At 46.5% G+C, this 25,009-nt stretch carries 21 protein-coding genes; 14 read left to right on the top strand and 7 right to left on the bottom strand.

All coding sequences use genetic code 11. The features are described from left to right. The first annotated feature begins 8 nt into the window (after positions 1-8). The 3 genes from nqrF to nqrM all read left to right on the top strand — a co-directional run bounded on the left by nqrF (position 9) and on the right by nqrM (position 2,658). Positions 9-1,232, top strand: a complete 1,224-nt coding sequence (gene nqrF, locus F0265_RS17015) for an NADH:ubiquinone reductase (Na(+)-transporting) subunit F (RefSeq protein WP_065741263.1) — start codon at positions 9-11, stop codon at positions 1,230-1,232. 146 nt (positions 1,233-1,378) lie between these two features. Beyond that, positions 1,379-2,383, top strand: coding sequence for an FAD:protein FMN transferase (locus tag F0265_RS17010; RefSeq protein WP_171749795.1), 1,005 nt, complete (start codon positions 1,379-1,381; stop codon positions 2,381-2,383). A 20-nt stretch (positions 2,384-2,403) separates the two neighbouring features. Continuing rightward, positions 2,404-2,658, top strand: coding sequence for a (Na+)-NQR maturation NqrM (gene nqrM, locus F0265_RS17005; RefSeq protein WP_006957941.1), 255 nt, complete (start codon positions 2,404-2,406; stop codon positions 2,656-2,658). A gap of 36 nt (positions 2,659-2,694) precedes the next feature. Here nqrM and F0265_RS17000 read toward each other — a convergent pair whose 3' ends face one another. Then, positions 2,695-3,912, bottom strand: coding sequence for a diguanylate cyclase (locus F0265_RS17000; protein ID WP_171749794.1), 1,218 nt, complete (start codon positions 3,910-3,912; stop codon positions 2,695-2,697). Positions 3,913-4,068: 156 nt separating this feature from the next. On the opposite strand from F0265_RS17000, the gene dinB reads away from it, so the two are divergent. Continuing rightward, entirely contained in the window at positions 4,069-5,136 is a 1,068-nt protein-coding gene (dinB, locus tag F0265_RS16995; protein ID WP_171749793.1) for a DNA polymerase IV, read from the top strand. A gap of 6 nt (positions 5,137-5,142) precedes the next feature. Here dinB and F0265_RS16990 read toward each other — a convergent pair whose 3' ends face one another. Next, the gene (locus F0265_RS16990; protein ID WP_171749792.1) at positions 5,143-7,074 is read right to left on the bottom strand and encodes an ATP-dependent DNA helicase RecQ; all 1,932 of its coding nucleotides are present in this window, start codon (positions 7,072-7,074) and stop codon (positions 5,143-5,145) included. Positions 7,075-7,151: 77 nt separating this feature from the next. Between F0265_RS16990 and F0265_RS16985 the strand changes: the two genes are divergently transcribed. Together F0265_RS16985 and F0265_RS16980 are read left to right on the top strand one after the other, a co-directional pair. After that, on the top strand, positions 7,152-7,628 hold the full coding sequence (locus F0265_RS16985) for a GreA/GreB family elongation factor (RefSeq protein WP_171749791.1): 477 nt from the start codon (positions 7,152-7,154) through the stop codon (positions 7,626-7,628). Positions 7,629-7,684: 56 nt separating this feature from the next. Further along, positions 7,685-8,428 (top strand): YggN family protein, encoded by a 744-nt coding sequence (locus F0265_RS16980; RefSeq protein WP_038163547.1) that lies wholly within the window; start codon positions 7,685-7,687, stop codon positions 8,426-8,428. Between the two features lie 40 nt (positions 8,429-8,468). On the opposite strand, the gene F0265_RS16975 is transcribed toward F0265_RS16980, so the two are convergent. Further along, positions 8,469-11,012 (bottom strand): Ig-like domain-containing protein, encoded by a 2,544-nt coding sequence (locus tag F0265_RS16975; RefSeq protein ID WP_171749790.1) that lies wholly within the window; start codon positions 11,010-11,012, stop codon positions 8,469-8,471. Positions 11,013-11,344: 332 nt separating this feature from the next. Here F0265_RS16975 and F0265_RS16970 point away from each other — a divergent pair, with 332 nt between their 5' ends. Next, the gene (locus F0265_RS16970) at positions 11,345-12,709 is read left to right on the top strand and encodes a sodium-dependent transporter (protein ID WP_171749789.1); all 1,365 of its coding nucleotides are present in this window, start codon (positions 11,345-11,347) and stop codon (positions 12,707-12,709) included. A 68-nt stretch (positions 12,710-12,777) separates the two neighbouring features. On the opposite strand, the gene F0265_RS16965 is transcribed toward F0265_RS16970, so the two are convergent. The 4 genes from F0265_RS16965 to F0265_RS16950 all read right to left on the bottom strand — a co-directional run bounded on the left by F0265_RS16965 (position 12,778) and on the right by F0265_RS16950 (position 16,918). Continuing rightward, entirely contained in the window at positions 12,778-13,869 is a 1,092-nt protein-coding gene (locus F0265_RS16965) for a succinylglutamate desuccinylase/aspartoacylase family protein (RefSeq protein WP_171749788.1), read from the bottom strand. After that, complete coding sequence (gene rimK, locus F0265_RS16960; RefSeq protein ID WP_021458598.1) at positions 13,829-14,734, bottom strand: 30S ribosomal protein S6--L-glutamate ligase; 906 nt, start codon at positions 14,732-14,734, stop codon at positions 13,829-13,831. Before rimK ends, F0265_RS16965 begins: the two co-directional genes overlap by 41 nt. After that, positions 14,731-15,174: an ATP-dependent zinc protease gene (locus F0265_RS16955; protein ID WP_095665958.1), complete on the bottom strand. Its 444-nt coding sequence runs from the start codon at positions 15,172-15,174 to the stop codon at positions 14,731-14,733. The genes rimK and F0265_RS16955 overlap by 4 nt, the downstream gene beginning before the upstream one ends. Positions 15,175-15,445: 271 nt before the next feature. After that, positions 15,446-16,918, bottom strand: a complete 1,473-nt coding sequence (locus F0265_RS16950) for a beta-Ala-His dipeptidase (protein ID WP_171749787.1) — start codon at positions 16,916-16,918, stop codon at positions 15,446-15,448. 1,018 nt (positions 16,919-17,936) lie between these two features. On the opposite strand from F0265_RS16950, the gene F0265_RS16945 reads away from it, so the two are divergent. The 7 genes from F0265_RS16945 to nrdR all read left to right on the top strand — a co-directional run bounded on the left by F0265_RS16945 (position 17,937) and on the right by nrdR (position 25,003). Further along, positions 17,937-19,226 (top strand): NCS2 family permease, encoded by a 1,290-nt coding sequence (locus F0265_RS16945; protein ID WP_006957929.1) that lies wholly within the window; start codon positions 17,937-17,939, stop codon positions 19,224-19,226. An 80-nt stretch (positions 19,227-19,306) separates the two neighbouring features. Further along, positions 19,307-19,771 carry an oxytetracycline resistance phosphoribosyltransferase domain-containing protein Tet(34) gene (tet(34), locus tag F0265_RS16940; RefSeq protein WP_006957928.1) on the top strand — a complete coding sequence of 155 codons (465 nt, stop codon included), beginning with the start codon at positions 19,307-19,309 and terminating at the stop codon, positions 19,769-19,771. A gap of 217 nt (positions 19,772-19,988) precedes the next feature. Then, positions 19,989-21,236 (top strand): esterase FrsA, encoded by a 1,248-nt coding sequence (gene frsA / locus F0265_RS16935; protein WP_171749786.1) that lies wholly within the window; start codon positions 19,989-19,991, stop codon positions 21,234-21,236. A 121-nt stretch (positions 21,237-21,357) separates the two neighbouring features. Continuing rightward, positions 21,358-21,747: a sigma factor-binding protein Crl gene (crl, locus tag F0265_RS16930; RefSeq protein WP_064487950.1), complete on the top strand. Its 390-nt coding sequence runs from the start codon at positions 21,358-21,360 to the stop codon at positions 21,745-21,747. 177 nt (positions 21,748-21,924) lie between these two features. Further along, entirely contained in the window at positions 21,925-23,058 is a 1,134-nt protein-coding gene (proB, locus tag F0265_RS16925) for a glutamate 5-kinase (protein ID WP_019277477.1), read from the top strand. Between the two features lie 14 nt (positions 23,059-23,072). Further along, complete coding sequence (locus tag F0265_RS16920; protein WP_171749785.1) at positions 23,073-24,323, top strand: glutamate-5-semialdehyde dehydrogenase; 1,251 nt, start codon at positions 23,073-23,075, stop codon at positions 24,321-24,323. Positions 24,324-24,553: 230 nt separating this feature from the next. Then, entirely contained in the window at positions 24,554-25,003 is a 450-nt protein-coding gene (nrdR, locus tag F0265_RS16915; protein WP_006957923.1) for a transcriptional regulator NrdR, read from the top strand. Positions 25,004-25,009 lie beyond the last annotated feature (6 nt).

The following is a 25,009-nucleotide window of genomic DNA, read 5'->3' as shown; positions in this document are numbered from 1 at the left end:
AATAGTCAATGGACATTATTCTTGGTGTAGTGATGTTTACTCTGATCGTACTTGCGCTAGTACTAGTGATTCTTTTCGCTAAGTCTAAGCTTGTACCAACAGGTGACATTACAATTTCTGTGAACGGCGATCCTGAGAAAGCGATCGTTTCACAACCAGGTAGCAAGCTACTGAGTGCTCTAGCAGGTGCTGGTGTATTCGTATCTTCTGCTTGTGGTGGCGGTGGCTCTTGTGGCCAGTGTCGCGTAAAAGTTAAATCTGGTGGTGGTGACATTCTACCGACCGAGCTTGACCATATTACTAAAGGTGAAGCACGTGAAGGTGAGCGTCTAGCATGTCAGGTGGCAGTGAAAACTGACATGGACATCGAACTTCCAGAAGAAATCTTCGGTGTTAAGAAGTGGGAATGTTCAGTTATCTCTAACGATAACAAGGCAACATTCATCAAAGAGCTTAAGCTTCAGATCCCAGATGGCGAATCAGTACCTTTCCGTGCTGGTGGTTACATCCAGATTGAAGCACCAGTTCACCACGTGAAATACGCTGATTACGATATCCCTGAGGAATACCGTGAAGACTGGGACAAGTTCAACCTGTTCCGTTACGAGTCTAAGGTAAACGAAGAGACTATCCGTGCTTACTCAATGGCGAACTATCCGGAAGAAGAAGGCATCATCATGCTGAACGTCCGTATCGCTACACCGCCACCAAACAACCCAGACGTACCACCAGGCATCATGTCTTCGTATATCTGGTCACTAAAAGAAGGCGATAAGTGTACGATTTCTGGTCCATTTGGTGAGTTCTTCGCGAAAGACACTGACAACGAAATGGTATTCGTTGGTGGTGGTGCAGGTATGGCGCCGATGCGTTCACATATCTTTGACCAGCTTAAGCGTCTGAAATCTTCTCGTAAGATGTCATTCTGGTACGGTGCTCGTTCTAAGCGCGAAATGTTCTATGTAGAAGATTTCGACGGCCTACAAGCGGAAAACGACAACTTCGTATGGCACTGTGCTCTATCTGATCCAATGCCTGAAGATAACTGGGATGGTTACACTGGTTTCATCCACAACGTACTGTACGAAAACTACCTGAAGGACCACGAAGCGCCTGAAGATTGTGAGTACTACATGTGTGGTCCACCAATGATGAACGCGGCTGTAATCGGCATGCTAAAAGATCTTGGTGTTGAGGATGAAAACATCCTACTCGATGACTTTGGTGGTTAATTTCCCTAAGTGATTGAAATATATGGCTGACTCGTAAGAGTCAGCCATTGTTTTTTCCTGCTGTTAATTTTTTAAATGGCCATAGTCGATGTGCTCTTAAACAGAGTCATGTGCTATTTCCGTTTCTCTTATAAGGAGTCTAACAAGTGAAAAAGTGGCTTGTTGCATTTGCTTCTCTATTGGTTCTTGCTGGCTGTGAAAAGCCAGTAGAACAGATTCACCTAAGTGGCCCGACAATGGGCACAACTTACAACATCAAATACATAGAATCTGAGGGTATCCCATCGCCTGAGGCCCTACAGAAAGAAGTTGACCGCTTGCTGGAAGAAGTGAATGACCAGATGTCGACTTACCGTAAAGATTCCGAATTGAGTCGTTTCAATCAAAACCAGACATCAACGCCATTCGAAGTGTCACCACAAACTGCCACGGTTGTGAAAGAAGCTATTCGTTTGAACGGTCTTACTTTAGGCGCTTTAGATGTCACGGTTGGGCCGCTGGTTAATTTATGGGGCTTTGGACCTGAAGCGCGCCCTGAAGTGGTGCCAACAGATGAAGAACTGGCCGCGCGTAAGGCCAATACCGGTATTCAGCATTTGACTGTAGAAGGTAATCAACTGACTAAAGACATCCCAAATCTGTATGTTGATCTTTCAACAATTGCAAAAGGTTGGGGGGTAGACGTCGTTGCGGACTATATTCAATCACAAGGCATTCAAAATTACATGGTGGAAGTGGGTGGTGAAATGCGCCTTAAAGGCATCAATCGTGAAGGCGTGAAATGGCGTATCGCGATAGAAAAACCATCTACGGACGAACGTGCTGTACAGGAGATTATCGAGCCGGGGGACATGGCCGTTGCGACTTCTGGTGATTATCGTATCTATTTTGAGCGTGATGGTGTACGTTACTCGCACATCATTAACCCTAAGACAGGAAAACCAATCCGTCATAAAGTTGTGTCTGTGACGGTGCTAGACAAATCGTCGATGACTGCTGATGGTCTAGCGACAGGATTGATGGTACTTGGCGAAGAGCAGGGAATGAAGATAGCCAACGAGAATAATATCCCTGTGTTTATGATCGTTAAAACCGAAGATGGATTTAAAGAAATGGCATCGGAAGCGTATAAGCCATTTATGAACAAATAATATCAAGTGAGCATGTTATTATGAGTACATTTCTGATTACTTTCGGCATTTTTATTGCCGTTATCGCAGCCATGTCTGTCGGCTACATTTTCCAGAAGAAAGTGGTAAAAGGCAGTTGTGGTGGTCTTGGTGCTGTGGGTGTCGACAAGGTGTGTAATTGCCCTGAACCATGTGATGCACGTAAAAAGCGAGAAGCCCGCGAAGCCTTAAGGGCAGAAAAGCTTGCAGCCCGTGAGGAAAAACTGGCGGCATGGGAAAAAGACCGTATTGCCTAATCAAATACAAAGCCCAGAGTTCACTCTGGGCTTTGTTTATTCTGTCGCGATGATTTGATTGCGCCCTTGTTCTTTGGCGACATAAAGACAATCGTCAGCCAATTTAATTTGTTGTTCCAAGGTACCTTCTAAACTGCATACACCAATACTGATCGTCAGCGTGATGTCTTGACCATTATGCTTAATGATCGAACTCTCTATTCTCTGACGCATTTTTTCTAGGCGAGTGACAAACTCATCCAGTGTTGCGTATGACTGCACGCAAAACTCCTCCCCCCCAAAGCGCACCACCACATCTTCTGGAAAGTAGATTTTTAATATATTGGCGATGGTTTTAAGCGCCGCATCTCCGCCATCATGACCGAAGGTATCGTTGACGGATTTAAAGTGGTCGATATCCAACATAGCGATGTATCTGGCACTGCCTTCAGTGCAAGATTGATTGAAAAGAAAGCGACGATTCCAAAGACCAGTCAAGGTATCCTGATTAGCCAGCTTGTACAATTCGTCAGTAGCTTCTTTCATATCAAGGAGTTGATTGACTCGGCAAAAAAATTCTTCTTGGTTAAATGGCTTGTGCAAAAAGTCATTGGCGCCAGCTTTTAGAAACCTAGCAGTCAGCGTTCTGTCGCCACTGCCCGATAGCCCTAATATGGCTAGGCTATTCTTATCGTACATTTGCCTAATCTCTCGCGTCATTACAATACCGTCTTTGCTGGGCATATCGTGGTCGGTAATGATGAAGGTTATGTCTGGAGTTTCCGCGAGTTTATGCAGTGCGTCCGAGCCGTTTTGCGCTTGAGTTGTACGAATGTATTGGTGTTCAAGCAGTTGCGTAACATGCTTTCGAACAGTTGGAGAGTCATCAACTACCAAAGCATGATGATTGACGTTGTTCATCAATCGCGTTGCCAACGGCAGCAGATACGAGACAGAAGCCATACTGTCTTTGAGTAGATAATCCATCACACCTTTGGCGATAAAACGTTCGCGTATCTTGTCGCTAAAGGTTGCTGTAAGTACGATAACCTTTTGTTTATTATCAAGAACAAGATCAATGACTTCACCATCCTGTGCGTCAGGCAGGCAGTAATCGAGCACGGCAAAATGGAAATTGCGATGCTCATCTAGCGCTTGTTGAGTCTCTGCGTATGATTCACATCCAATGACATCACAGCCAATAGTGGTCAACTGCTGTGTCAAATAGTTGCGATAAGCACGGCTGTCTTCGACCACCAACACTTTATGGTTCACCTGAGTCCTCCTTATCGCAACTTATAAATTAATAATAACTGCATATTTTGATAGTTCTATTAGAAACGCGGAAAAAAGTTTTGCTTTACGTGCCACAGTTGGCGAGTGGAGGGATAAAAGCTATACTGTGTTTATGTACAGTTTATGTGTGTAATTATGTCCGACGAAAAAGTAAGAAAGATCATTCATGTTGATATGGACTGCTTTTATGCGGCGGTGGAGATACGTGATAACCCGAGCTATCGTGGGCGGCCACTGGCCGTTGGTGGGCATGAAAAACAACGTGGCGTTCTAAGCACTTGCAACTATGAAGCGAGAAAGTTTGGCATCCGCAGCGCGATGCCTACTGGGCAGGCGTTAAAATTGTGTCCTCAACTGCTGGTCGTCCCGGGGCGTATGCAAGTGTACAAACAGACCTCTCAGCATATTCGTGAGATTTTCTCCCGCTATACAACATTGATTGAGCCCTTGTCCTTGGATGAAGCCTTTTTGGACGTGACAGATTCTGAGCAGTGTCAGGGCTCAGCGACGTTAATTGCAGAAGCCATCCGGCGAGATATTTTTAATGAACTTCAACTGACAGCGTCGGCTGGTGTCGCTCCGGTAAAATTTCTAGCAAAAGTCGCTTCGGATATGAATAAGCCCAATGGGCAGTACGTGATACCTCCGGACAAAGTCCAGCAGGTTGTTGATAAGCTGCCACTAGAAAAAATTCCCGGTGTGGGGAAGGTGAGCTTAGAAAAATTGCATCAGGCGGGCTTCTACCTCTGTGAGGATGTCAAAACCAGTGATTACCGTGAACTGTTATTGCGTTTTGGCCGATTAGGCGCCTCTCTGTGGAAAAAGAGCCATGGTATTGACCGGCGAGAGGTGGTCATTGAGCGTGAACGAAAATCCGTCGGCGTTGAGCGAACTTTCAGTGAAAACATCAGTACTTATGACGAGTGTTGGCAGGTGATTGAACATAAGCTCTTTCCTGAGCTGGAAACACGGCTGATAAAAGCCTCTCCTGAGAAAGCCATTATCAAACAGGGCATCAAACTCAAGTTTGCGGACTTCCAGCTCACGACGATTGAACACATACACCCTGAACTTGAACTGGATTACTTCAAAGATTTACTGCGTGATATTCTTAAACGCCAACAAGGGCGAGAAATCCGGCTATTAGGCTTAAACGTGATGCTTAAGCCTGAAGAGCAAACCAAGCAGCTAAGCTTTTTCTGACGTCAACTAAAGTGCTTCAACCTCTCTCAGTACTTGCTGATATGGATGGTCACTGAGTTTGCCAAACCCTGTTAAGCTGCGTGCTTTGACTTTGGTAAACCAAGGGGTAGCAATACCGCACAGGAACTTCGTTTTGAGGTTGTTGGATAATGGTGAGGCGGATTTACCTTGTAGAGGCGCCAACCAGTCAGCAATCTGCTGGCGTTCTAGCTGTGGGTTTAGCGCATCTGGCCAAGCATGTTGTTCTCCACGACATACGCTGCAGTGACCACACTGTTCAGGGGCTTGGCTGTCAGAGAAGTAGTTTGCTAACGCCTTACTCAAACAGTGTTTGGATTTGAACAACGCTAACAGGTTGTGAATACGCTCGACGTCACTGCGCTCTTTGTTGTTAAACAGTTGCCAAAGCTGCTCACTGAGGTCTTCGATAGATTGTTGAGGTGGGCTGATCCGATACACTTCGGTCATTAACTTGCTTTCCAGCTCAATCCATCCATTTTGGTGGAAATAATCCAGTGCGGCGACAGCACGCGAGCGCTCGCCTTGGTAGCTCTGCCACAGAGCGTCAAAATCAACCTGACACCAGAGTCTGGCTTGCGGTGAACAGTGAAACAGCGCTTCACTGAATTGGCGCCTCTCGCCATCGAAGTGTTCAATAATATCCTGCTTAGGCCTAATGAATTTGAAGCGATAATCGGCGAAGTAACTGTATTGGGCGGTGATGACCTTAGCCATCTCCATGTACACGAGCAATGTTTTCAGTGGCAACTGACGAATATTGCTGTCAGATGAGAGGCGAGAGATCACCACTTCCCAGTTTTGCTCTGACGAAACGGCTTGCTGAATGACGTTATAGATTTCATCGTATTCAGGAGTATCGCCGTAGACAAAGTTTTCCAACGTACACACACCATCCTCGTTGGCGAGCAAAATGCATTGTGAAGTTTGTCCGTCTCGACCTGCTCGGCCAATTTCTTGCGCGTAGTTTTCAATTGATTTAGGTAAATCAAAATGAATCACTCGGCGGATATCCGATTTATCTACTCCCATACCAAAAGCGATGGTAGCGGCAATGCAATCTGTCTGACCAGACATAAAGTTCTGCTGAATTCGTTCTCGGGTTTCACTGTCTAGTCCCGCGTGATAAGCCGCTGCTTTAACGCCTTGTTCGGCTAATAACTTGGCAATACGCTCGGCACTGTTCTGTTGAGTTACGTAAACAATGGTAGGTAACTTTGGAGCTTGGCTGATGACCGATAACAAGGCGTCATCTTTTTCCGTTTGCGAACAGGGCATGACTGAAATGTCCAGATTAGGTCGATAAAACCCAGTGACGGTAATGTCATGCGGCGCTATGCTGAATTTCTTACTCATGTCATCCAATACCGCTTGCGTTGCCGTCGCGGTTAAAAGGAGAACTTGAGGAATCGCGAGTTCTTGTTGAAACTGAGGAAGCTTTAGGTAGTCAGGGCGAAAATTGTGCCCCCATTCTGAGATACAGTGTGCTTCATCGACAACCAATTGCGAGATACTGAGCTGAGATAAAAAGTGACGAAAACGCTCGTTTTTCAGTCGTTCGACAGACACCATTAAGATCTTCACATCACCATTACGCACTTGTGCCATGATCCGTTGGGCTTCTTCCTTGCTTTGGCTGGAGTTGAGAGAGGCTGCTGCTATCCCTTTGCTGTGCAGGAATTCGAGCTGATCTTTCATCAATGCTAGTAGAGGAGAAATGACTAAGGTCAGGTGTGGTAAACATAAAGCAGATAGCTGATAACAAAGAGATTTTCCTGAGCCAGTCGGGAAAATAGCCGCACAGGACTTGCCGTCCAAAACCTTATCTATTACTTGATATTGCCCGTCTCTGAGTTGCTCAAAGCCGAAAGCGGTGCGTAATGTAGCGTGGATTTTATCTTGGTTGCCTGATGTTTGCATTTGCCTGTTACCAGTATGACGAGAGTGCCTGACGTAGTATTCTAGAGGGATTAGACGGGAAGGAACATGATTTTAGTATGAATAAATCGGAGTTACTGCAAACCATATTGACTGCGATGCAACACTCTCTTGAAGTGGCCAACAGTGCTACTCAACGTGCGATTGAATCTGCCACTGATGAAGAAACTGTTCCAGAGCACAAATATGATACTTTGGCGCTGGAGGCATCCTACCTTGCTCACGGTCAGGCGATGCGTGTACAGGAATGCGAGCGAGATCTGGATGTCATGACTCATCTTCAACTACCACAGCATTCAGAGCGAATAACCCTTGGTAGTCTGGTTTCTTTGATTGATCTTGAGGATAACCGTCGATGGTTTTTTGTTGCGCCTTGCGCGGGTGGTTTGAAAGTCCAGCATCAGCAACAAGAAGTCATGTTAGTCACGTTCGATTCACCACTTGGCTTTGCTATGAAAGGGAAGTCTATGGGGGATGAAGTAGAGTATCAGGTCGCGACAACCACCTTTAGCTATGAGGTAGATACAATAATTTGACGCAAGAGCGTTGAGTTTTTGTTAGGGTAGCGAAGAGTCAATACGGTGAGATTAAAATGAAACGAGTACTAATGACCATCCCGTTACTGATGGCGAGTCAGGTATACGCAGCTCAGTGTCAGGTCGATTTGAAAAATGATATCCGCATCAATGGTGAGACGTTAGAGATCCATCAAGTCAGTGGTGACAGTGCGATCGTGAATGCCGATAACACCTTGACTATTCATGGTGAGGTCATTCCTTTAGATGCGTCACAGCAGCAAGCGATCGCTGACTATCGCAGCAATTTAAATGATTACTTGCCACGAGCAAAGCAGATTGCTCAAGATGGTCTGGCTTTGGCGAACGACATTATTGATGATGTTGGCCAAAGTTTCGATGCACCGGAAGCTTTTGATAGTGTGAAAGCCTCCATGCAGCAGTTTTACGCTGATATTGAAGCCCGTTATTACCAGAATGGCGATTTGGTTTTACCAGCGGACAGCTTTGGCTCACTGCGCGAAACGTGGGCGGAAGATTTTGAAAGCGCGAAGAAGCTGTTCAATGAAGAGTTCATCACCAGCGCATTCAATGCGATGTCGGAAAAAATGAAAGCGGAAGGCGGTCTGAACTTGACAGAAATGGCAGACACTATGAGTGAGCTGAAAGAGCGAATAGCAAAAAGACTTGAAGAACACTCCGTTGACGTGGAGAAACAGAGTCAGGAATTCTGTGACTCACTTGATAATATGGCTGAGCAAGAGCAGGAATTGCATAAGAAAATTCCACAGCTAAAAGATTATCAGATTTTCACTATTTAACTCCCGATAAGAGAAGAGCGCCAAATGGCGCTCTTCTTTTTTATTGGCTGTTATTCATCTGGGTCAGCTTGTCGCCGACAGGACCTGAGAAGATGAAGCCATCGTGCTCATCCCAGTTAATCGACCAGGTCATCACACCCGCATAATTAGGATAGTTAAAGGCAGGAATAACTGAGCCACAGCTGGTGCCTTTAGTCAGACAATCCAATGCATCAAGAATGTTCTGAGTCGGTGCTTGCCCTGAGTTCGCTGAGCTAGGACCTGATGGCAAGCCGATAGCGACTTGATCATCTCGAAGCGGCGCAAACTGAGTGCCATCTGCCAGCTCAAAACCTTCAATTAGCATCTTAGATTGGGCAACCATCATATCGACAGAACCTTCAGCAGCGCTACCTTGCGTGTAAGGATTTGGCAGGCCGCCATTGTTGTAAAGCTGTACGTGGAGAAGGTCTAGTGTACTGCGTGTGTCATTAATGACCGGAATGTACGCCCCCCAAATGCCACTGTAAGCCACGAATCCGCCTTGAACATAAGGGTGTTCTGGCGCCATAGTCAGGTACATATCCCCACCCATGTTTTGCTCGATTTGCAGTAGTGCTCGGCCTAAGCGTGCCTGAATTTGCGAGCCATGAACCAGATTAGAACCACTCTCTAAGTCGACATCAAGACCATCGAAACCCCATTCTTTGATGATGTCAGTCAAGCTGGAGACAAAGTTGGCCTCATCCTGATCAGTATTGAGTGTAATCGTGCCTTCTGCACCACCAAGAGAAAGGACAAACTTTTTACCTTTAGCTTGTAGCGCTGCCATGTCTTGTTTGAACTGCGTTGGGTCAAGTGCAGCACAACTGCTATGGATATCACCAGAGTAAAGGTTAAAGTGGACGGTACCATCGCTGTTGCGATCATTCTCGGCAAATGCAATGTCGATAACATCCCAAGCGTCCGACATATCCGCCAATCGCATTGGGCAACCTGCACCGTTGACGAAGTTATGCCAATATCCGATCAGCTTGTGCGTTTTTTCTGTCTGCTCCACGACAGAAATCGTCGCAGCATCGGACGTCACTACGCTGCTGGCCGAGTCTGTGGCTTTAGCCGCAACGGTATAGCTACCTACCGCACCTGCAGTCCAGTTATAGCTGTATGGTGCAGTGGTATCTGTACCGACAATCGCTCCGTTCACTAAGAAATCGACCTGCGATACGCTGGCAGACAGCGATGTTGCATCGGCGGTAAACTGGACCGATTTACCTAACCCGACGGTTTGGCCCGGTGCTGGCGATGTCAATGCAACCACTAAGTCTTGGTCACTGACTGTTACCGAAACCGTCGCTTCGCCCGTGTTGTTTTCATTGTCTGTCGCGACGGCTTTGAGGCTATTTAGGCCAACCTGAGTCGCTGTCCAACTTACTGCGTAAGGTGGCTGTGTCACCACACCGAGGCTGTTACTGCCTGCGAAGAATTCGATTTGGCTTACTGTCCCATCAGTATCCGAAGCGTCAGCAGCGAAATTGACTGTGCTGCCTGCAAGCAATATTTGACTGTCACTAGGGCTAGTGATGGTTACCGCCGGTGGAGCGGCACAAGCGCCTAACCCCGTCCAGGCTTCATCCCAATAGTCTCCTTGTCCTGGCTCATATGCCCAAGCTGAGGCTGAAGAACACCAACCAGCAATGTCACAACGGTATTTTTGATTATGGTTCTGTACTAGCTGACCTGCACTGTAGCTGGTACCTGCGGTATAAGTCGGTAGTCCTGCACAGCCACCTGATGCGTTGCTGGCTACAACCAGCGATACTTCTTGTGTTGAAGTCGTCTGGTTGTCGTTGTCTGTGGCTTTGGCCTTGAAGTTATGAGTGCCACTGACTGAGGTCCACGTGGTTTCGTAAGGTGCAGACGTATCGCTGGCAATCAATTGTCCATCGACAAAAAATTCAACTTTATCAACGCTACCATCTGTGTCGGAGGCATTTGCGCTTAATGTGAGAAGGTCGCCTTCCGTCAATTGCTCGCTGCCTGAAGGGCTGGTTAAAGCGACAGAAGGAGGAATAGGCTCGCCAGCTAAGGTGACACTGATTGCAATCTGCGTTTCTGATGTTGCGTTTTCATTGTCAGTGGCAATAACGGAAATGGTGGTCGCACCTGCGACCGCCGTCCAATCTGTTTGATAAGGCGCTTGTGTGACCGTCGCGATGTTCTGGCCATCAACCAGGAAGGCCACTTGAGCGATGCTGCCATCGCTATCACTGGCGGAAGCCTGTATCGTGGTGACTGTGCCTTCGGGGATCTCGGCGTTATTGACAGGAGAAGATATGGATACCTCTGGAGCTGCGTTACCACCGCCAGTGTCACATTGTCCAAGGTCTTTCCATGCTTCCCAATCACCGGAGTTGCTGACGGGGTCATTGCCTTGTGTCCAATGACTGGCTTGATAAGCATGGTTGGATGTCTGAACTAGATCTCCGGATGTGTAGACCGCAGTGCTATCCCAAACCGCCAAGCCAGCACAATCATAGGCGTGCGCTTGGTAGCTTAGCCCTAGCGCCGCGATGATGGCGCCTCTGAGCAGATTTGAACCCATTTTTCTCTCCTTCATGGATTTAGTAAACCAACTCATAACCAATAGCGAAAATGCTGAACTTTGCTCGCTAACTTAATGATTATTTAGATTTTATTCGTCGGATATCACGGTGAAAATTGGTAGGATTCTTTCATTACATTGGTTGTTCGGCGCACTTCACGCTTCAATTTTTGCTTACTGGTTAGTTAAAAATTCTTTGTATGAATTAATTTACAGCTTAATTTCCTATTTATTTGCCTTATTCTGGTTGCTTAATAACCTCATAGCTGGAGTGAATAAGAGTTTTGTAATATTGTACTAGTCAACTAGTTTATGGGTGCAAGTTAAGCGGTATGGCACAAGCAGACAATTTTCAAACACGTGAGCACTTTGGCTCTCGTTTAGGCTTTATTCTGGCGGCAGCTGGTGCTGCGGTTGGTTTAGGTAACATTTGGGGCTTCCCAACTCAAGCTGCCAGTAATGGTGGCGGGGCATTTTTGCTGGTTTATCTGGTGATGATTTTGGTGGTGGCGTTTCCAATGCTGGTGGTCGAAATGGCGATAGGTCGTCATGGTCAGGCTAACCCCGTGGATAGCATGCGCTCTCTCACCGCTAATCCTCTGGCGAAAAAAGTCGGTGGGCTTGTAGGATGGATAGGTTTAAGTGTGCCCAGCGCTGTGTTGGCGTTTTACAGCATTGTAGGCGGCTGGCTGATCTGCTTTTTGCTTGGTGCTGTGGCTGATGTGATAGGTATGCAAGCCGCAAGTGCCTGGTTTAAGGGATTCAGTGTTGAGCGTAACCTGTTTGGTACTGTTGTTTTCTACGTGCTGACGATTCTCATCGTGCAGGGCGGGGTGAAACAAGGCATCGAAAAATGGTCAACGCGCCTTATGCCTGCTTTGTTCGTTCTATTTGGTTTGTTGTTCATCTATATCATGACTCAATCCGGTGCGATGGAAGGACTTAAGCATTATCTTGTCCCTGATTTTGACAAGGTGATGGATCGCAAATTGATTCTCGCTGCTATGGGGCAGGGCTTCTTTTCTCTGACCATTGGTGGCTGTTCTATGCTGATCTACGGTTCTTACCTCAGCAGGAAAGAGAATTTACCGAAAATGGCGATGAACGTGACTCTGGTCGATACCGCGGTTGCGTTTATCGCAGGTTTGGTGGTTATGCCAGCGATGTTTGTAGCGATGCAGAAAGGCGTGCAGATCTATGCTGAGGATGGTTCTCTGCTCAGCTCAGATACCTTGGTTTTCACCGTATTGCCTTTGATGTTTGATAGCCTTGGTTTATTAGGCCAGCTATTTGCGATTGTGTTCTTCCTACTGCTGACGATTGCGGCACTGACTTCTTCCATCTCTATGTTGGAGTGTCCGGTCGCGCTGGTGGGGGAGCGCTTTAACACTAAACGCAGTACCACAAGCTGGGTGCTTGGTGGTTTAATTGCCCTGTTGAGTCTCGTGATCGTGTTTAATTTTGGTGCTTTGTTTGGCTTGGTCGCAACCGTCGCAACCCAGTACCTTCAACCTGCTGCAGCGTTACTCTTCTGTTTGTTTGGTGGTTGGGTGTGGAATCGTCACTCGAAAATCAAAGAACTTGAGCATGGCTACCCAGAATTTACGCAAGGCTGGTTTGGAAAGCTCTGGCCTGCTTACGTGAAATTTGTCTGCCCTGTATTGGTTACCACGGTGATCTGGGCGTCTTTCGGTTAATCAACTTGAAAGTCGATACTTGAAGAGAAAACCGCTTACATCATAAAAGGTGTAAGCGGTTTTTTTGCTTAGGTTGAAGATTGAATTTGACCTGTTGTCAGCGGTTCCAGATCGGCGTCGATAACTTCTTCAATAAACTCTTCTACAACCTGCTCCACTTGTTGGTCATCTTCGACAAAATAAGCCAAATGAAACACGGCATCCCCTTCATTGACTAAGGGAAGAGTTTGTTGGCCAATCACAATGCCGCCCTTATGGGCTTTAAGCTCAATCTCACTGTGTCCCAGCGGGGCGCTTATGAAGGCTAACGTTTGGCCTTTCGCTACTTTTTCACCCAGTGTCACTACAGTACGCAGAATCCCGTCGCTTTCCGCTCGTATCCAACTGGTGGACTTGGCGATCACGGGCTCTGGAAGCTTTTTACGGCCTGGTCGTAACATGCCAATGGCTTGCATCACACGTTTCACGCCAATAAAACCGGCATTGATGCAAATAGGCTCAAATCGCAGTGCTTCTCCTGCTTCGTAAGTCAGCACTGGGATCCCCAGACGCTCGGCCTCACTGCGCAGTGAGCCATCTCTTAAAGGAGCATCAACAATGACAGGGGTGGCAAAGGCCTGTGCAATTCGCAGTGTTTCAGGATTGCTTAAGTCCGCCCGAATCTGCGGTAAGTTAGTGCGATGAATCGCGCCAGTATGTAAGTCGAGTATATAGTCACAACGTTTTGCCACCTGATTGAAGAAAGCACTTGCCATTCGAGAAGCCAGTGAGCCTTTGTCGCTGCCGGGAAAACAGCGGTTCAGGTCACGCCTATCTGGCAAATAACGTGATTTATGAATAAAGCCAAACACGTTAACGATAGGCACTGCGATCACAGTGCCTTTTAGTTTTTGTGCATCAATGGTGTTGATTAACTGACGGACTATCTCCACGCCATTGAGTTCATCACCATGGATGGCGGCATTAACCATCAGCGTTGGCCCTGCAAATTTCCCATTGATGACTTCGATTGGGATCGACAAAGGAGAGTGGGTATAGAGTTTTGCTGACTCTAGCTCTACCACCTTTCTTTGTCCCGGCGAGATTTGCTCGCCGAGAATGTCAAACACGCGATTGATCTTAGCCTTTGCCACGAGTTCTAGTCCTTTTGGTTGAGGCATTTTTCTCGATAAACTCGACGATCATGCCTGCAATGTCTTTGCCTGTTGCTGCTTCAATACCTTCTAAACCTGGTGAAGAGTTGACTTCCATCACCAAAGGGCCCCGTTCCGATCTTAGTAGATCCACTCCAGCAACGTTGAGCCCCATGACTTTTGCCGCAGCAATCGCAGTACGACGTTCTTCTGGGGTTATTTTGATGAGTGACGCGCTGCCACCGCGGTGCAGATTAGAACGGAACTCACCTTCTGCGCCCTGACGCTTCATTGCCGCGATCACTTTATCACCAATCACAAAGCATCGAATGTCAGCACCACCAGCTTCCTTAATGTACTCCTGAACCATGATGTTGGCTTTCAGTCCCATGAAAGCCTCGACAACACTTTCTGCTGCTTTACGTGTTTCAGCTAACACCACGCCAATGCCTTGAGTGCCTTCAAGCAATTTGATCACGACTGGAGCTCCGCCGACCATGTCTAGTAAGTCTTTGACATCATCGGGTTTGCTAGCAAATCCGGTAACCGGCATGCCTATGCCTTTACGAGACAGTAACTGCATAGAACGCAGTTTGTCGCGCGAGCGCGTAATAGCCACTGACTCGTTGACTGGGTAAACCCCCATCATTTCAAATTGTCGCAGTACAGCTGTGCCGTAAAAAGTCACGGATGCACCAATACGTGGAATAATTGCATCGAACCCCGATAACTCTTCGCCTTTAAAGTGAATCTCAGGTTTATCCGAGTTAATGTTCATATAGCAGCGTAGCGCGTCGATCACTTTTACTTCGTGACCACGTTTCTGACACGCTTCGATCAAACGCTTGGTTGAGTACAGATTGGCGTTGCGAGACAGAATACCGATTTTCATTGTTGGTTTTCCTCGAAGGGGACTAAAAACGATTTAACAGGGTCGACAAGCATGCGATGGTGCATTGCAGTACGGCCTAACAACATGCGAAATGCCATGTTTTCACGATTGGTTAACGTCAACTCCGCTTTCCAACTTTGCTGACCGAGTCGGATTGTCGATTCAATTACATAACGTGTTTCCTCATGGCCTCCAGAATCGCGCACAACACGTTGGTCGATGACTTTTGCTTCGCACACTACCTCTTGTGAGTTATCACGCTGCAAAGGATGAATCCAGAATCTGACCCATAGCTCAGCATCCTTATGGAAACTCTCGACTTTGAATGTGTGCAGACACGAAGTTCTGGCTCCGGTATCAATTTTTGCCTTGATCTTTTCTATACCTAACTCAGGAAGGCTCAGGGTTTCTCGCCAGCCCACTAGCAGTTTTTCGTTCATTGCATTTCATTTACATTGAGAAAGTAATCAAGATGCTCTGAGAACCGAGCATCCCCCGATATAACGGATAGCGTGTATCTGTTATAGGGGTTGAAGTGGGCAAGATGGATTGCCTATGGCGCTTCAACGGCGGCGACTGTATCAGCGAGAGTTGAGGGTGACTAACGAATTAATTTCACCGTGACGACAAAAATTGATTATCAAAGTCGATAACAAAAAAGCCAGCGGTTTCCCGCTGGCTTTTGACTAGTTTTTCTATAGGACGAGCGGGTTAAGCTTTCTCAGGAATCGCTTCCAATAGCGCGACCATTTGATCCCAGAATAGAGCAACCGTGTCGATTTTCACTTTCTCGTCTGGCGAGTGTGGGAATTTGATCGTTGGACCAAAAGAAACCATGTCCATGTTCGGGTACGGTTCTTTAAACAGGCCACACTCTAGACCAGCATGAATGACCATGATGTTTGGCTTATGGCCGTATATGCCTTCGTACATATCACGGAAGATAGCCATGATTTCAGAGTCTGCATCTGGTTTCCAGCCTGGGTATGCGCCAGAGAAAACAATCTTAGCTCCTGCCAGCTCCGCTACGGATGTCAGCATGCTTTCAACTTGATGACGACCTGAGTCAATCAATGAACGAACTAGGCAAAGTACGTTGATCTTATCGCTCTCTGTGGTCACAACGCCCACGTTCAGAGATGTTTCTACCACGCCTTCGATCTCGTCACTCATGCGGATCACGCCGTTAGGACAAGCATTCAGGGCAGCGATAAAACGTTGCTGATCAGCGATGGCCAGTACTTGCTCGCTGGTTTCGATGGCTTCGTTGAATGAAACGATGTCTGTTTCTACTTTTCCTAACTCCCGCTTCAGCAAGTCAGTGTAGAAGTTGAATAGTTCAGCCAGCTTAGCTTCATTTTCAGCAGGGATTGCGACAGTCACGAATGCTTCACGTGGAATTGCATTACGCAGGCTACCGCCACGGAATTCAACCAGACGTAGATCCAGCTCTTGTGCGTGACCTGCTAGGAAACGAGCGACAAGTTTGTTCGCGTTACCACGACCAGTATGGATATCACAACCAGAGTGGCCGCCTTTCAGACCTTTCAATACTAGCTGACGAGTTACGTAGCCCGCAGGGATCGCTTCGCGCTTGATGTCGAACGTCATTTCGCCATCAATACCGCCCGCACAGCCCATGTAGACTTCGCCTTCTTGCTCAGAGTCGGTGTTTAGCAGAACCTCACCTTCTAACCAGCCAGCTTCCAGGCCAAAGGCACCTGTCATACCTGCTTCTTCATCAATAGTCAGAAGCACTTCAATCGGGCCGTGTTTGATATCGGTAGATGCTAGCACTGCTAGGCAAGACGCCATACCCATACCGTTGTCTGCACCTAGAGTGGTGCCTTTTGCGGTTACCCATTCGCCGTCTATATAAGGTTGGATAGGATCTTTAGTGAAGTCATGATCCGTGTCTTCATTCTTTTGCGGCACCATATCGATGTGTGCTTGAAGAACTACGCCTTTCTTGTTTTCCATGCCAGGTGTTGCTGGCTTTTTAATGAAAACATTGCCCGTCGGATCGCGACGGACATCTAGGCCTTGCTCAGTCGCCCAGCCCACAATGTATTGAGCGAGCGCTTCTTCATGTTTAGAAGGGTGAGGGATAGAGCAGATCTTATCGAAAAACTGCCATAATGGTGCAGGTGATAAGTTGCTGATTTCAGAATGGAATTCAGACACGGATGACTCCTTAATCATAATAATGCCAGATCTTGTTAGGCAATTGTGTCAATTAAACAGAACAAAAAACCAAATCTGACCTATTGGGTAGAGAGGCACAGAATAGCACTACCTAAGGTTAGGTAGTAGTAAAAGCAGAAACGAAATGTTTCGCTGTCATCACAGAACCTAGATTCAATGATTTTTCTATGTGAGACTAAGTTCTTATTGAGTGTAATAAAATTAATATTGGAATTGATATTCCCTGTAATTTAATTACCAAATTCATTTGATTTAAGTCATTTTTTGAAATTTATGTGACTTTTGTCACTTTTGTTGTTGTAATTAATTTTCTTTGGGGTATATTAGTAACCAACTTCGAAAGCGAAGAGAAAATGCTCAAAGGATGAGTCCGATTTGTCGCCTCCAAGGAACCGAGAAATCAATATTTGTTATCTGTTTTCATTGATTTAGAAGGTGATAGTTATGAAAGGTTTACCAAGTGCAACATTCTGGATAAACAACTCTGTTTACACTGGCAATTTTGCATACCCAACGAGCTTCGGTTACTAATTCCGAGCTTGTGACTCTCGAACAAGTTTGTTCACCCCTATAATTGGAATTTTATTACAGCTCCTAATTTGCTGACATGATTCAACCGCCACTCAATTTGAGTGGCGTTTTTTTATCTGCTGAAAAGATCTGCTGCAATGGCATGATTTCTCTATTCTCATCAGCTTTGCTTCTTTTTATTCGCATAAACACATATCCAATCCCATTTCGGGGCTTTTTCTTCGATGTAAGTTTGCTACATGGTCGAAAAAATCACCTTTCACAAACTCTGAGATACACCAACGTTATTTATTGAACTTAGGGGATTTTTTACTAATGTTCACTAAGGTGGGGTGTTTGAGACAGAGTTTTACAGATAGAAATATTGATTAGAGTCCTAATTCTATCTGGAATTTGCCATTTGTAGACTCTATAATCCCGCCAATCGATTACGCAACCGTTTACTTTTACCCTTTGGAATTCGATTATGTTCGAAAAAATATTCAAGCTCAGTGAACACGGCACGAATGTAAAAACTGAGATCATAGCCGGTATGACAACCTTCCTTACCATGGCTTACATCATCTTTGTAAACCCGGCTATTTTGGCTGATGCAGGTATGGATCGTGGAGCTGTCTTTGTGGCGACCTGTCTGGCAGCGGCTATCGGCTGTTTCATCATGGGTTTTGTCGCTAACTACCCAATCGCTCAGGCACCGGGAATGGGTCTGAACGCCTTTTTCACCTACGCCGTAGTTCTGGGTATGGGCTATACATGGCAAGTTGCTCTAGCAGCAGTATTTGTATCCGGTGTGCTATTCATCCTATTGAGTGTGTTTAAGATTCGAGAGTGGATCATAAACTCCATCCCACTTTCTTTGCGCACGGGTATCTCGGCGGGTATTGGCTTGTTCTTAGCATTTATCGCGTTAAAGAATGCAGGCATTGTGGTTGATAACCCAGCGACGCTTGTTTCTCTTGGCTCGATTACTTCATTACCTGCAGTACTAGCTTCAATTGGCTTCTTCCTGACTATTGCACTGGTTCATCGTGGCGTAAAAGGCGCGGTGATGATCGCTATTTTGGCGGTCACTGGCTTAGGTTTGGCGTTTGGTGATGTGCAGTGGGGTGGCATCATGTCAACACCACCAAGCATTGCTCCGACCTTCATGCAGTTGGATTTTTCTGCAGTATTTGAGATCGGTATGATTTCAGTGGTTTTTGCTTTCCTTTTCGTCGACTTATTTGATACTGCTGGCACGCTAGTGGGTGTGTCTCAAAAAGCGGGTCTGATGGATAAAGATGGTAAAATTCCTCGCCTGAATAAAGCTCTTCTTGCGGACTCAACCGCTACTTCGGTAGGTGCTCTGTTGGGTACGTCAAACACGACTTCTTACATTGAGAGTGTATCCGGTGTTGCCGCTGGTGGCCGTACAGGTCTAACCGCTGTTGTGGTTGGTATTTTGTTCCTACTTGCTCTATTCTTCTCGCCATTGGCTGGTATGATCCCAGCATATGCGACGGCTGGTGCGCTATTTTATGTTGCGATTCTGATGCTTTCTGGCTTGGTGAGCATTGACTGGCGAGACCTGACAGAAGCGGCGCCTGTTGTTGTGACGTGTTTGCTGATGCCTCTGACTTTCTCTATTGCGGAAGGTATTTCTCTTGGTTTCATCGCTTACGCGGCTATCAAATTATTCAGTGGTAAAGGTCGTGATGTTTCCCTCAGTGTGTGGGTAATGTCGGCCATCTTTATCTTCAAGTACATTGTTGCTTAAAGAGCTTCATCAAGGGGTAGTGCGTTCTACGTTGAGTTGAATGAACTGGCCCTCAACTTTTTATTATTAGGTTTAGAACAATGAGTAAGAAATTCATTATTACTTGGGATCAAATGCACAGTTATTGTCGTGAGCTTGCTGAGCAGCAAATGCCAGCAGAGCAGTGGAAAGGTATCTGGGCGGTAAGTCGTGGTGGTCTTGTTCCAGGTGCAATTCTGGCTCGTGAACTGGGTATTCGTTACGTTGATACTATTTGTATCTCTAGTTACGACCACGATCACCAACGTGATATGAGCGTATTGAAAGCACCAGAAGGTGACGGTGAAGGCTACTTAATCGTTGAAGATTTGGTAGACAGTGGTGATACCGCTCGTAAGCTGCGTGAGCTGTACCCGAAAGCAAAACTGATTGCGGTATGTGCGAAACCATCTGGCGCCGCTCTTCTTGATGACTACGTGGTTGATATCGCGCAGGAGACTTGGATCGAGCAGCCTTGGGATATGTCGATTCAGTACGCTGAGCCGATCAATCGCAAGCAAAAATAATCCTCACTGGATTATTGAGTAAACGAGAAATGGCCCTTAATGGGTCATTTTTTATTGGGCTGTCATTTGCCTGTTGTAGTTTCCCAATGTTGCCTCTCTTTTTTCTATTTTCCTATCATCACTTTTCGTGAACTAATCCAGTGAACCTTGACTCTGGCCTGCCTTTTACATCGTGACAGGTATACAATGTAGAAAATTATTCTAACTAGGCCTCCTTATGTCTGAAGAAGTGAGCAAAAACCTCTCCGAAACCCTGTTCACCAATCATAAACAAGCCAGAGAAACCTCCGCACTGACGCAATACATGCCCAGCAGCCAGTCGATGCTGGATGAAAAGCGCGAACAAGATGGCTTTAAATGGTATCGAAACCTGCGTCGAATGCAGTGGGCATGGCAAGGTTTAGATCCTATTGAAGTCGAAGCGGTTCTGGCAAAGATTGCCTCCTCAAAGCATTCACGTACTCACGACGAGTGGCTGGATACCGTAATGGGTTATCACAGTGGTAACTGGACTTACGAGTGGACCAAGCTGGGTATGCTTCACCACAAGCGTTCAAATGAATTGAAGGGTGAGGAGGCCGCGGATGAACTGTTTAACGCTTCTTTATGTTTTAGCATTGCCGGTTACCCGCATCTAAAGAATGATAACTTGGCGACTCAGGCTCAGGTTCTTGCCAGCAATGCTTATACGGAAGCGTCCAAGAAAACAAAATACATCGTTAAGCAGATAGAAGTTCCCTACCAGAATAAACGCATAATTGCCCATCTTCATTTGACTAAAACCGATAAGCCGCAACCTGTGGTCATGGTCAGTGCGGGGCTAGACAGCTTACAAACCGACATGTGGAAGTTGTTCCGTGACCATTTAGCGAAGAAAGACATCGCAATGTTGACTGTCGATATGCCCTCAGTTGGGCACAGCAGCCATTGGACACTAACGGAAGATACCTCTTGCCTCCATCAGGCCGTATTGAACGAACTGTTTAACATTCCTTGGGTTGATCACCATAGGGTGGGGCTGATTGGGTTCCGGTTTGGTGGCAATGCGCTAGTCAGGCTGTCTTTTATGGAGCCAGACAAGATTAAGGCGTGTGTCAGCTTAGGTGCACCGATTCATGATGTGCTTTCTTCGCCGGAGAAGCTGAAGAAAATGCCGAAAATGTACCTTGATGTTTTAGCGTCGCGCTTAGGGAAGAACGCGGTAGACGTCAACAGTTTGGCGGGCCAGTTGATGGCTTGGTCGCTTAAGGTTCAGGGCATTTTATCAAACCGAAAAACTAAGGTGCCTATTCTGGCAATGAGCCTCGAAAGCGATCCCGTTTCACCCTACAGTGATAACCAGCTGGTTGCCTTGTTTAGTGATTACGGAAAAGCGAAGAAAATCAGTGCAAAAACAATTACACAAGGATATGAGCAATCCCTCGATTTGGCGATTAAGTGGTTGGAGGGCGAGCTAATTAGATGACAAATCTAATAAATTAGGCAAGACTCATATAAGGGCAATACCCAAACTAAGTAGTCCTGTTTATTTGCTCGTCATAATTACAACGAATAATCATTACAGATATTGAATATGGAGATTCATTATGTCTGAACAGCCAAAAAGTCCAACTCATTACCGCTTGATGTCTACGTTAAAGGCCATTGGCCCATATCTGAGAGAATCACAAAGTGAAGAAGGTCGTTACTTGTTTGATTGCCTTTCTGTCTGTGTGAATGACAAAAAATCGCCGGAAGAAAGAGAGTTCTGGGGGTGGTGGTTAGAGCTGGAACAAGAAGGGCAGACATTCGCTGCTCGTTACCGCACAGGCCTCTATGATGTTAAAGGGGATTGGGTGGACGAGAAGTTACCGAAAAAAGCCATTGAAGAAGTTAACCGTACCCAAGAAGGCTTTCATCAAAAGCTGATTGAAACCCTACAGACACAATTTGATATGACGCTAGATTTGCACAAAGAATCTGTTGAGTTCGTCTAAATTTATTCCACTATCTATTTTATCCACGAAAAAGGCGCCTCACGGCGCCTTTTCTGCTTGTGAATTTATGCTTTGATTGTTAAAACATCAGGTCTGATAACCATTTTGCTGCTACTGCGTGTTGCTATGCAAACCAGAGCAATGGGTGATGACTTTTAATTTCATAGCAGAGAGACAATGAATCAAGAATGCGGAAACACAACACAGCGCCAAACTGTGGTTGTGAAACTGGGTACCAGTGTATTAACTGGTGGGACATTGGCGTTAGATCGCGCTCACATGGTTGAGTTGGCGCGCCAGTGTGCTGAGCTGAAGAAACTGGGCCACTCTGTGGTCATGGTATCGTCTGGCGCAATTGCGGCTGGCCGAGAGCACCTAGGTTACCCCGCACTGCCCAACTCTATGGCCAATAAGCAGCTATTGGCTGCGGTGGGGCAGAGCCAATTGATTCAAACCTGGGAAGCCCTGTTCGGCATCTACGGAATTAAAATTGGTCAGATGCTGCTGACTCGTGCAGACATGGAAGACAGAGAACGCTTTCTTAATGCCCGCGATACCATCAATGCTTTGGTCGACAATGACATCATTCCTATTGTGAATGAAAATGACGCGGTAGCGACCAGTGAAATCAAAGTGGGCGATAACGATAATTTATCAGCCTTAGTCGGCATTCTTTGTGGCGCAGACAAATTGCTCCTACTGACAGATCAGAAAGGGCTATTTACCGCTGATCCGCGCAAAGACCCAAATGCTGAATTGATCAAAGAAGTAAAAACCATTGATGACACGCTACGCAAAATCGCTGGAGGTAGTGGCACAACGCTGGGTACTGGCGGGATGGCAACCAAACTTCAGGCGGCGGATATTGCTCGACGAGCTGGAATTGAAGTGATCATCGCAGCTGGTAGCGCACCTAATGTGGTATTCGACTCATTAGGTGAAGAACCGCAAGGTACGCGCTTTCTGCCAATTGAAGAAGCGCTCGAAAGTCGCAAACGCTGGATTCTGGCTGGGCCAGCCGCGTCAGGTGATATTGTCATTGATGACGGAGCGGTAAAAGCAGTCATCGATAAAGGCAGCAGTCTGCTGGCTAAGGGAGTAACTCACGTGAGTGGTGAATTCGCCCGAGGTGAGGTGGTACGTGTGACTGATCAGAGCGGCGCTTTGGTGGCGCGCGGGATTTCCAGTTACTCCAGCCAAGACATGACCAAGATAATTGGTAAGCACAGTAAAGATATTTTAGGAATTTTGGGTTACGACTATGGCAGCGAAGTGCTGCACCGTGACGATATGGTCGTAATTCAGGAATAATTGAGGGAAAGATAGTGGAACTGATTTCTATGGGTCAAGCTGCCAAAGACGCAGCTTTCCAACTGGCAACAGCATCAACGGCGCAAAAAAACCAAGCGTTAGCGATCATCGCCGACGAACTTGAAGCCAACGCAGACACGATTTTGGCGGCGAATGCGAAAGATATTGAACTGGGTCGTGAAGCAGGTCTGACAGAAGCGCTACTTGATCGCCTGCTGCTTAACGAAGCTCGTTTGTCGGGAATTGCCAATGACGTACGTAACGTGATTAGCCTTAACGATCCTGTCGGTAGCGAAATTGATAGTAAAGTCCTAGAAAACGGCATGTCTCTGTCTCGCCGTCGAGTGCCATTAGGGGTTGTTGGCGTCATCTACGAAGCACGCCCGAACGTGACTATTGATATTGCAGCCTTGTGTTTGAAAACGGGTAACGCAAGCATCCTCCGCGGTGGTAAAGAGACATTTTTCTCCAATATGGAGCTGGTCAAGGTTATTCAGTCTGCGCTTGCTAAAGCCGAGCTGCCTGCAGCATCGGTTCAGTATATTGAGAAGCCGGATCGAGAGTTGGTTTCTCAGCTGCTTAAGCTGGATGACTACGTTGACATGATCATTCCGCGTGGTGGTGCTGGTCTTCACAAAATGTGTAAAGAAAACAGCACGATCCCTGTCATTATTGGCGGCTTTGGTATCAGCCATGTATTTGTCGATGAGAGTGCTGATCTCCAGAAATCTCTAGAAGTCGTCGAAAACGCGAAAGTGCAGCGTCCTTCGGCTTGTAATGCGCTGGATACTTTATTGGTTCATGAAGCTGTCGCAGCCGAGTTTCTGCCAATGTTGAAAGCTCGTATGGAAGAGAAAGTCACCTTTGTTGCAGAGCCTCAAGCAAAGGCTTTGATGGCTAACGCTAAGCAGATACGTGATAGTGGCGAAGGGGACTTTGATACAGAATGGCTCAGCTACACCTTAGGTGTCAAAGTGGTTAAGGATGTCAAACAAGCTATCGATCATATGCGAGTCCATAATGCCAGCCACTCTGATGCAATTATGACGAACAGTCTGGTAAATTCAGAGCTGTTCATCAATTCAGTGGGGTCTGCGGCTGTGTATGTTAACGCTTCTACTCGATTTACCGATGGCGCGCAGTTCGGCTTAGGTGCTGAGGTTGCTGTATCGACACAGAAGCTGCATGCTCGTGGCCCAATGGGGTTAGAAGAGCTTACCAGCTATAAATGGGTAGGAAAGGCTAACTACCTACCGCGTAGTTAACAAAACTCAGTATTCCGATATGAAAAAGGGGCGATTTCGCCCCTTTTGCTTTTCTTCACTTTACCAAATCCGCTACACTAGCTGCGATATACTCAAGTGACTTCGTTTGCGCGTTAACAACTTATCCTAAAAGGGATTCTCGTTGATATTTGCATAGAACAAAATCTCTTTATTGGTTCTATCAATGTGCGTTAAGCGCAGAGGTTGTTTGAGTATATTATGGAGGTGATATGCATTGTCCTTTTTGCTCTGAGAATGACACGAAAGTGATCGATTCTCGTCTGGTGGCTGATGGTCATCAGGTTCGCCGTCGCAGGCAGTGTCTAGCTTGTAGCGAACGCTTTACCACATTCGAAACCGCTGAGCTGGTGATGCCTCGCGTGATTAAATCAAATGGAAATCGCGAACCATTCAATGAAGATAAAATGGTCGGTGGTTTGCAGCGAGCGTTGGAAAAACGCCCAGTGAGCGCGGACTCTGTTGAGCTTGCCATCAGCATGATCAAGTCTCAACTACGGGCGACCGGAGAGCGTGAAGTGCCTAGTGAAATGATCGGTAATTTGGTTATGGATCAGCTTAAAGAGCTGGATAAAGTCGCTTACATTCGCTTTGCGTCCGTTTACCGTAGCTTTGAAGATATTCGTGAGTTTGGCGAAGAAATTGCCCGATTAGAAGATTAACGTAAA

It is taken from the genome of Vibrio sp. RE88, from assembly GCF_013113835.1.
Taxonomy (GTDB): Bacteria; Pseudomonadota; Gammaproteobacteria; order Enterobacterales; family Vibrionaceae; genus Vibrio.
Note: the sequence above shows the minus strand (reverse complement) of the source record. Positions and strands in the feature narration are given on the sequence as shown.

Bases quoted from the DNA above. Each gene is read 5' to 3' on its own strand.
- nqrF (WP_065741263.1), top strand. From the start codon at position 9: ATGGACATTATTCTTGGTGTAGTGATGTTTACTCTGATCGTACTTGCG.
- nqrM (WP_006957941.1), top strand. From the start codon at position 2,404: ATGAGTACATTTCTGATTACTTTCGGCATTTTTATTGCCGTTATCGCA.
- dinB (WP_171749793.1), top strand. From the start codon at position 4,069: ATGTCCGACGAAAAAGTAAGAAAGATCATTCATGTTGATATGGACTGC.
- F0265_RS16990 (WP_171749792.1), bottom strand. From the start codon at position 7,074: ATGCAAACATCAGGCAACCAAGATAAAATCCACGCTACATTACGCACC.
- F0265_RS16985 (WP_171749791.1), top strand. From the start codon at position 7,152: ATGAATAAATCGGAGTTACTGCAAACCATATTGACTGCGATGCAACAC.
- F0265_RS16980 (WP_038163547.1), top strand. From the start codon at position 7,685: ATGAAACGAGTACTAATGACCATCCCGTTACTGATGGCGAGTCAGGTA.
- F0265_RS16975 (WP_171749790.1), bottom strand. From the start codon at position 11,012: ATGGGTTCAAATCTGCTCAGAGGCGCCATCATCGCGGCGCTAGGGCTA.
- F0265_RS16970 (WP_171749789.1), top strand. From the start codon at position 11,345: ATGGCACAAGCAGACAATTTTCAAACACGTGAGCACTTTGGCTCTCGT.
- F0265_RS16965 (WP_171749788.1), bottom strand. From the start codon at position 13,869: ATGCCTCAACCAAAAGGACTAGAACTCGTGGCAAAGGCTAAGATCAAT.
- rimK (WP_021458598.1), bottom strand. From the start codon at position 14,734: ATGAAAATCGGTATTCTGTCTCGCAACGCCAATCTGTACTCAACCAAG.
- F0265_RS16955 (WP_095665958.1), bottom strand. From the start codon at position 15,174: ATGAACGAAAAACTGCTAGTGGGCTGGCGAGAAACCCTGAGCCTTCCT.
- F0265_RS16945 (WP_006957929.1), top strand. From the start codon at position 17,937: ATGTTCGAAAAAATATTCAAGCTCAGTGAACACGGCACGAATGTAAAA.
- frsA (WP_171749786.1), top strand. From the start codon at position 19,989: ATGTCTGAAGAAGTGAGCAAAAACCTCTCCGAAACCCTGTTCACCAAT.
- crl (WP_064487950.1), top strand. From the start codon at position 21,358: ATGTCTGAACAGCCAAAAAGTCCAACTCATTACCGCTTGATGTCTACG.
- proB (WP_019277477.1), top strand. From the start codon at position 21,925: ATGAATCAAGAATGCGGAAACACAACACAGCGCCAAACTGTGGTTGTG.
- nrdR (WP_006957923.1), top strand. From the start codon at position 24,554: ATGCATTGTCCTTTTTGCTCTGAGAATGACACGAAAGTGATCGATTCT.